The sequence below is a fragment of the Vibrio sp. 1249-1 genome (assembly GCF_033340495.1).
On the sequence record NZ_JAWOWJ010000726.1, the window covers coordinates 1 to 628 of the forward strand.

The 628-nt window shown below is 47.1% G+C and carries 1 protein-coding gene; it reads right to left on the minus strand.

Annotation, left to right across the window (positions count from 1 at the left end; all coding sequences use genetic code 11):
- Positions 1–627: EAL and HDOD domain-containing protein (locus R7Z50_RS28580; RefSeq protein WP_318149890.1), on the minus strand; the 627-nt coding region annotated here is incomplete at its 3' end.
- Position 628 lies beyond the last annotated feature (1 nt).

Sequence of the window (628 nt, forward strand, 5' to 3'; positions counted from 1 at the left end):
TTCAATGCGGTCAAAATCCGGCTCTGGCGCGCAGACTTCCCGAAACAGTTGTAACGCTAACACCTGCTCCGGACTGAGGTATTTGGTTTGCGACACCAATGGCTTGCTAAAAAAGTAGCCTTGAAAGAATTTAAAACCCGCCGCTTTGGCTTGCTCAAACTCTTCTGCGGTTTCGACGCGTTCCGCTAAAAAGTGATATTTGACGCGCTTGGCGAGGTGGGTTTTAACCAGTTCACACGCTTTTTCTAGCCCCATCGCCATGATATCGAGTTTAACGATGTGCACATAAGGTAAGAAGCGACGCCACTCCGGCGTTAAGGTGAAATCATCCAGCGCGATCAAATAACCTTCTCGATATAACTCGCGAATTGCATCGAGAAGATCATCGGTAGGTTGGCAAGTCTCTAAGACTTCTACGACGATTTTGTTTTTTGGCAAGCTGCGAGGCAAACGACGTACCAAGCTCTGATGAGGAAAGTTGATAAAGCATCGCGAAGACGCAATCACTGGGTTAGTACCCAGTGATAGAAAGTTCTCGACGATTAATCGGTATGTCGCTCGGTTTGATTCGATATGAGCGGGATAGGCGTTGCTTTCCCCATCTCTAAATAACAATTCATAACCCAGC